Below are 7,270 nucleotides of genomic sequence, written 5' to 3'. Positions count from 1 at the left end.
GGCGGGCGGATGTACCGTTCGGGTGATCTGGCTCGTTGGAACGCCGAGGGGCAGTTGCTGTTCGCGGGGCGTGCGGACGAGCAGGTGAAGATCCGCGGCTACCGGGTGGAACCAGGCGAGATCGAAGCTGTACTCGCCGCGCATGCGTCCGTCGGCCAGGTCGCGGTGGTCGTCCGCGAGGACCGGCCGGGCGAGAAACGACTGGTGGCGTATGTCGTACCGGGCGCCGAGCACCCGGGTACCGGTGAGGAGCTGCGGGAGTACGCCGGTGGCCGACTGCCCGAGTACATGGTCCCGGCGTCCGTGGTGGTCCTGGACACCCTGCCGGTCACGGCCAACGGAAAGCTGGACCGTGCGGCGCTGCCGGCGCCGGAGCCGGCGGTGCGGGCGGGCGGCCGGGGCCCGGCCACGCCGGTGGAGGAGGTCCTGTGTGGACTGTTCGCCGAGGTCCTGGGTCTGGACCGGGTCGGGGCCGAGGTGTCGTTCTTCGCCCTCGGCGGCGACTCCCTCCTCGCCATGCGCCTCATCGCCCGTCTCCGGGCCGTCCTCGACACCGAGGTGCGCATCAAGGATCTGTTTGTCACACCGACGGTCGCCGGGGTGGCCCGGCTGATTGACGGGGGTGAGGACGGGGTTCGGGTGCCGTTGGCTGCCCGGGACCGGCCTGAGGTGCTGCCGCTGTCGTTCGCCCAGCAGCGGATGTGGTTCCTGAACCGGCTGGAGGAGACCGACTCGGGTGCGGACGCTGCCTACAACCTTCCGCTCGCGCTGCGTCTGTCGGGTGAGCTGGATGTGGCGGCGCTCGAAGCGGCGCTGGGTGATGTGGCCGACCGGCACGAGAGCCTGCGGACCGTGTTTCCGGAGCGGAACGGCACCCCGCGCCAGGAGATCCTGACGGGCGCCGCCGGCCGGCCCCCGCTCACCGTCACCGAGACCACCGAGACCGAACTCCCGGACGTTCTCCGGGCCCACTCCGCAGCCGGATTCGATGTCAGTGCGGATCTGCCCTGGCGGGTCTGGTTGCTGGTGACGGGCCCTTCGGAGTGTGTGCTGTTGATCGTGGCGCATCACATCGCGGTGGACGGCTGGTCGATGGGCGCGCTGTCGCGTGATCTGGGGACGGCTTACGCGGCACGGCGGGAGGGCCGGGCGCCGGGGTGGGACGCGCTGCCGGTGCAGTACGCGGACTACGCGCTGTGGCAGCGCGAGGTCCTCGGCGACCTCGGCGACCCCGACAGCCTGGTGCGTGTCCAACTGGACTACTGGCGAGGGGCCCTGGCGGGGGCGCCCGAGGAACTGACTCTGCCGGTGGACCGTTCACGGCCTGCCGTCTCCACCTTCCAGGGGCGTTCGGTGCCGGTACGGGTCGGTGCCGAAGCCCACGCCGGTCTGGTTGAGGTCGCCGGGCGGAACCGGGCGACGATGTTCATGGTCGTCCATGCCGCGCTGGGTGTGCTGCTCTCGCGGATGGGCGCCGGGGCCGATATCCCGGTCGGGACCGCGATCGCCGGCCGTGGCGAGGCGACCCTCGACGGTCTGGCCGGTCTTTTCGTCAACACGCTCGTCCTTCGTGCGGACTTGAGTGGGGACCCGACCTTCAGTGAGCTGCTGGCGCGGGTCCGGGAGACCGATCTCGCTGCGTACGGTCATCAGGATGTGCCGTTCGAGCGGCTGGTGGATGTACTGAGCCCGGTGCGGTCGCTCTCCCGGAACCCGCTGTTCCAGGTGATGCTGGCCCTCCAGAACGTGCCGGAGGCCCGCTGGGAACTCCCCGGTCTTGAGGTTGATCCGCTGCCTCCGGCCTCGGAGCTGGCGGCCCGGTTCGATCTGTCGGTGACCCTGGCCGAGGAGCGTGATGCCGAGGGTGCGCCGGCTGGTATCGGGGGCGGGATTCTCTACGCCACGGACATCTTCGACGAGGAGACGGTACGGGGGCTGGCGCGTCGGCTGGGTCGGGTGCTGGAGCAGGTGGCGGCCGATCCGGAGGCCAGGCTGAGCCGGATCGAGGTACTGGACGAGATCGAGCGGGCGCAGGTTGTCACCGAGTGGAATGACACCGGTCGGGTGGTGGCGGCGGACACGGTCCTCGGTCTGTTCGCTGCTCAGGCCGTTCGGATTCCCGATGTTGCCGCGGTGCGGTGTGGGTCGGTGGTGTTGTCGTACGGGGAGTTGGAGGCGCGTGCGAACCGGCTGGCCCGGTATCTGACCGGTTTGGGTGTGGGTCGGGAGTGTGTGGTGGGTCTGTGCCTGCCGCGTGGGGTGGAGATGGTGGTGGCGCTGCTGGCGGTGTGGAAGGCGGGTGGCGCGTATGTGCCGCTTGACCCGGAGCATCCGGCGGAGCGTCTCGCTTACATGATTGCGGACAGTGGTGCCGGGGTGGTGCTGTCGGGGGCTGAGCTGGAGTTGCCGGGTGAGGGTGTGCGGGTGGTGCTCTGGGACGAGATCGCCGCTCTCGTCGCGGAGCAGCCGTCCACGCCCCTGGAGACGGTGGTGGGTCCGGAGCAGTTGGCGTATGTGATCTATACGTCGGGTTCGACGGGCCGTCCGAAGGGTGTCGCGGTCGCCCATGGCGGGGTGGCGAACCTCGCGCAGGTGATGCGTCCCGTGCTCGGTGTCGACGAGGGTGTCGTCGCCCTTCAGTTCGCGTCGTTCAGCTTCGATGCGGCGGTGCTGGATGTCGCGGTCACGCTGGGTGCGGGTGGGACGTTGGCTATCGCGTCGAGTGAGGAGCGGAGGGAGCCGGAGGCGCTGGCGGAGATGATCCGTGCCGCCGGTGTTGAGGTTGCCAGTGTGGTGCCGTCGCTGCTGGGTGTGCTGGATCCGGGTGCGGTGTCGGGTGTGCGGAACTGGGTGCTGGGTGCGGAGCGGTTGAACGCTGATCTGGCGAGCCGGTGGCTGGCGGGGTCGCGGGTGTGGAATACGTACGGTCCGACCGAGGCGACCGTGATCACCACCGCTGTACCGCTCGATCCGGCGATGGGTCCGGAGGATCAGCCTCCGGCCATCGGCGCCCCCATCGGCAACGCCCGGGTGTTCGTGCTGGACGATTTCCTCCAGCCGGTGCCGGTGGGTGTGACGGGTGAGCTGTATGTGGCGGGTGCCGGTCTGGCCCGGGGCTATGTCGGCCGGCCCGACCTGACCGCTGAGCGGTTCGTTGCCAACCCCTCCGGCGGCCGGATGTACCGCTCGGGCGACCTCGCTCGCTGGACCGTTGACGGGCAGCTCCTCTTCGCGGGCCGGGCGGATGAGCAGGTGAAGATCCGTGGTTTCCGGGTCGAGCCGGGTGAGATCGAGGCTGTGATCGCTTCGCACGAGACGGTCGGCCAGGTCGCGGTGGTCGTCCGCGAGGACCGGCCGGGAGACAAGCGCCTCGTCGCGTATGTCGTCCCGGCCGCGGAGGCCGTCGACACCGACGCGCTGAAGCGGCACGCCGGAGACCGGCTGCCCGAGTACATGGTCCCGGCCGCGATCGTCGTCCTGGACGCACTCCCGCTGACCGTCAACGGCAAGCTCGACCGCGCCGCCCTCCCCGTGCCCGAAGTGGCGGTGCCACAGGGACCGGGCCCGTCCACGCCGGCAGAGGAGACGCTCTGTGTGCTCTTCGCCGAGGTACTCGGCCTGGAGCAGGTCGGTGTCGGTGACTCCTTCTTCGAGCTGGGCGGCGACTCGATCATGTCGATGCTGCTGGTGTCGAGTGCTCGCCGCGCGGGTCTCGTCATCACCGCCCGCCAGGTCTTCGAGCGCCAGACCCCCGGCGACCTGGCCGCCGTCGCCGTCCCGACCGGCGGTGGCCCCGCCGCTGCGGGAGACACCCCCGTGGGCGATGTTCCGCTGACCCCGGTCATGCGTGAGCTGCTGGACCGTGTCGGCACCTCGCGGGTGAGCCAGGCCGTCCAGTCGGCGCTGCTGGTTGCTCCGGCCGGGCTGGACCTCGTGGTTCTCACCCGTGCCGTACAGGCGCTGATCGACCACCACGACGCACTGCGGGCCCGGCTGACGGCCGGGGACGACGGACCTGAGCGGCTGCGGCTCGTCGTGCCCGGGCCGGGCACCGTACCCGCCGATTCATGGCTCCAGCGGGTGGATGCGGCAGACCCGGCGGACGAGAGGCAGCCGAGCCGCCGGCTGACCGAGCTGATCGGTGAGCAGACCCGGGCGGCCGTGGCACGGCTCGATCCATCCGCCGGTGTCATGGGGCAGGTGGTGTGGTTCGACACTGGCCCGGATTCCCGGGGGCGGCTGCTGATCGTCATCAACCACCTGGTTGTGGACGGAGTGTCCTGGCGGCTGCTGGTCCCCGATCTCGCCGAGGCGTACACGGCACTGGCCGAGGGGCGCGATCCCGTACTCCAGAGCGCACCCACATCGTTCCGCCACTGGGCACGCCGGCTGGCGGCACAGGCCACCACCGAGGAAAGGCTCGCGGAGCTGCCTCGATGGGTGGAGTTCCTCCAGGGGCCGGGCGCGTCGCTCACCACCGGGCCGGTGGACCCGGACCGGGATCTGGAGGCGACGATGCGCCGGCTGTCCGTGGAGGTCCCGATCGACACGACATCGCACCTGCTCACCAGCGTCCCGGCGGCGTTCCACACCGGAATCGACGATGTGCTGCTCACCGGGCTGACGGCCGCGGTGGCGGAGTGGCGGCGCCGGCGGGGGCACACGGCGGCCGGGCTGCTGGTGGATCTGGAGGGGCACGGCCGGGTTCCGCTGGCCGAGGGCGACGATCTGTCGCGGACGGTGGGCTGGTTCACCGGCAGCAACCCGGTACGGCTCCGCCTCGGCACCACCGACTTCGCCGGGCTGCGAGCGGGTGCCCCGGTCGCGGGCCGCACGGTCAAGGACATCAAGGAGCAGCTGCGTTCGGTCCCGGGCGACGGTCTCGGATACGGCATGCTCCGCCATCTCAACCCCGACACCGCGCCCGAACTGGCGGCACTGGCCCCGGCGCAGATCGGCTTCAACTACCTCGGCAGATTCCCTGCCGCCACCGAAGTCGCCCAGGGGGCGCGGAAGGACTGGTCACCGGCCGATGCGAGCGAATCCGACGGCGGTATGCGCGGCGAGTATCCGGTCCTGCACGCACTGGAGGCCCTGGGGGTTGTCCACGATCTGCCCGAAGGGCCCCGGCTCACTCTCACCCTGGCCTGGCCTGCGGCCCTGCTCGACGAGCCGTCCGTCCAGGCACTGGCGGACGGGTGGGCGGCCATGCTGACCGGCCTCGCCACCCACACCTCGGGCTCCGGCGGCGGTGGCCACACTCCGTCCGACTTCTCATTGATCACGCTCGACCAGAACCAGATCGACGAACTTGAGACTGCACTTGCGAACGAGGGGGGCGCACGATGACTCAGATGCGGATCGAGGACGTTTGGCCGGTTTCTCCGCTTCAGGAGGGGCTGCTGTTCCACGCGCTCTTCGATGAGCAGGGCACTGACGTCTATGTCGAGCAGATGGTTCTGGGCATCGAAGGGCCGCTGGACGCGGCTGTGCTGCGTGCGTCGTGGCAGGCGCTCCTGGACCGGCACGCCAGTCTCCGGGCCGGGTTCCGGCAGCTCCCCGGAGTGGATCAGCCGGTGCAGGTGATCGCCCGCCAGGTGGTTCTGCCGTGGCGTGAGGAGGATCTGTCGGGGCTGCCCGAGGCCGACGCGCTGGCCGGGGTGGAACGGCTGGGCGTCGAGGAGCGGGCGCGCCGGTTCGATCTGGCAGTGCCGCCGCTTCTGCGGATTCTGCTGGTCAAGGTGGGCGCTGAGCGCTATCGCGCGGTCGTGACCCTGCATCACATCGTGCTGGACGGCTGGTCGCTGCCGGTTCTGATGCGGGAGCTGTGGACGGCGTACGAGGCCGGGGGCGGTACGGGCGGCCTGCCGCCGGTGACTCCGTACCGGTCCTACCTGGAGTGGCTGGGCCGCCAGGACAAGGAAGCGGCCCGCGAGGCATGGCGGCAGGCGCTGGAGGGCGCGGAGGAGCCGACCCTCATCGCCCCGGTCGACCGGAACGCCGCCCCGGTCCACGGCGAGCTGGTCACGGCGCGGGCCGGCGCCGAGCTGAACGACAGTCTCCAGGAGTTGGTGCGTGTTCATGGGGTGACCATGAATACGGTGGTGCAGGCGGCGTGGGGTCTGCTGGTGGGGAAGCTGACGGGTCGCCGGGATGTGGTCTTCGGCGCGAGTGTGGCGGGGCGGCCGGCTGATCTGCCGGGTATGGAGAGCATGCTGGGGCTGTTCATCAACACCGTGCCGGTGCGGGTCCGGCTGGACCCGGCGCAGACGGTGGGCGGACTGCTGGCGGAGCTTCAGGCGGAGCAGTCCGCGCTCATGGACTACCAGCATCTGAGCCTCACGGACGTCCAGCGGCTGGCGGGCCCCGGCGCCCACTTCGACACCATCATGGCCTTCGAGAACTTCCCCTCGGGCCTGAGCGGTGACTCCCCGGCGGACGACGACGCGCTCCCCGGCCCGCCCGGACTCCGGGTCACCGGCGCCGGATTCCAGGAATCGATCAACTATCCGCTGGGACTGGTGGCGGGCTCGATCGGTGGTCTGGGTCTGCGGTTGAACTATCGCCCGGATGTGTTCGGCGTTGAGGAGGCGCGGGGGGTTCTTGACCGGTTGTTGCGGTTGCTGGAGCAGATGGCGGCTGATCCGGGTGGTCGGCTGAGTCGTCTCGCGGTGCTGGACGAGGTCGAGTTCGAGCGGGTGGTGTCGGGGTGGAACGACACGGAGCGTCCGTTGTCGGCGGGTTCGCTGGTGGAGTTGTTCGAGGCGCAGGTGGGCCGTTCGCCCGATGCGGTCGCGGTGGTCGGCGAGGACCGTGCGTGGTCGTACGCGGAGCTGAACCGGGCCGCTGACCGGGTCGCGTGCGGACTCGCCGCCCGTGGAGTCGTCCGCGGAGACCTCGTCGGTGTGGTGATGGACCGCTCCGTGGACCTGGTGGCCGTGCTCCTGGGCGTCGCCAAGGCCGGTGCCGGCTACGTTCCCGTCGACACCACCTCCCCGATCGCCCGCCGGCAGCAGGTTCTGGCGCGGGTCGGGCTCGTGGTGGCGGACCAGGACGTGCCCGGTTCGCTGGTGGACGTGGTCCCGGCCGGCGTACTGCTGTCCGGACCCGACGGCACTCCCCGGACCACCGTCGACGGTGACGATGTGGTGTATGTGATGTTCACGTCGGGGTCTTCGGGTGTGCCGAAGGGTGTGGAGGTTTCGCATGCTTCGGTGGTGGCTCTGGTGGTGGACGGGTGCTGGAGTGCGGCGGCCCGGGACCGGGTGTT

Annotated in this window: 2 protein-coding genes; both read left to right on the top strand. The window is 70.5% G+C overall.

Annotation, left to right across the window (positions count from 1 at the left end; translation table 11 throughout):
- Window positions 1–9: 9 nt before the first annotated feature.
- Window positions 10–5,349: an amino acid adenylation domain-containing protein gene (locus tag ACWCRA_RS35090; protein ID WP_451069465.1), complete on the top strand. Its 5,340-nt coding sequence runs from the start codon at window positions 10–12 to the stop codon at window positions 5,347–5,349.
- A gap of 5 nt (window positions 5,350–5,354) precedes the next feature.
- Window positions 5,355–7,270, top strand: a 1,916-nt coding sequence (locus tag ACWCRA_RS35085; protein WP_451069464.1) for a condensation domain-containing protein, incomplete at its 3' end; no start/stop codon positions are given.

It is taken from the genome of Streptomyces sp. NPDC001889 (genome assembly GCF_053594535.1).
The sequence above is the reverse complement of the archived record's forward strand: the minus strand, read 5'-3'. Positions and strand labels throughout refer to the sequence as shown.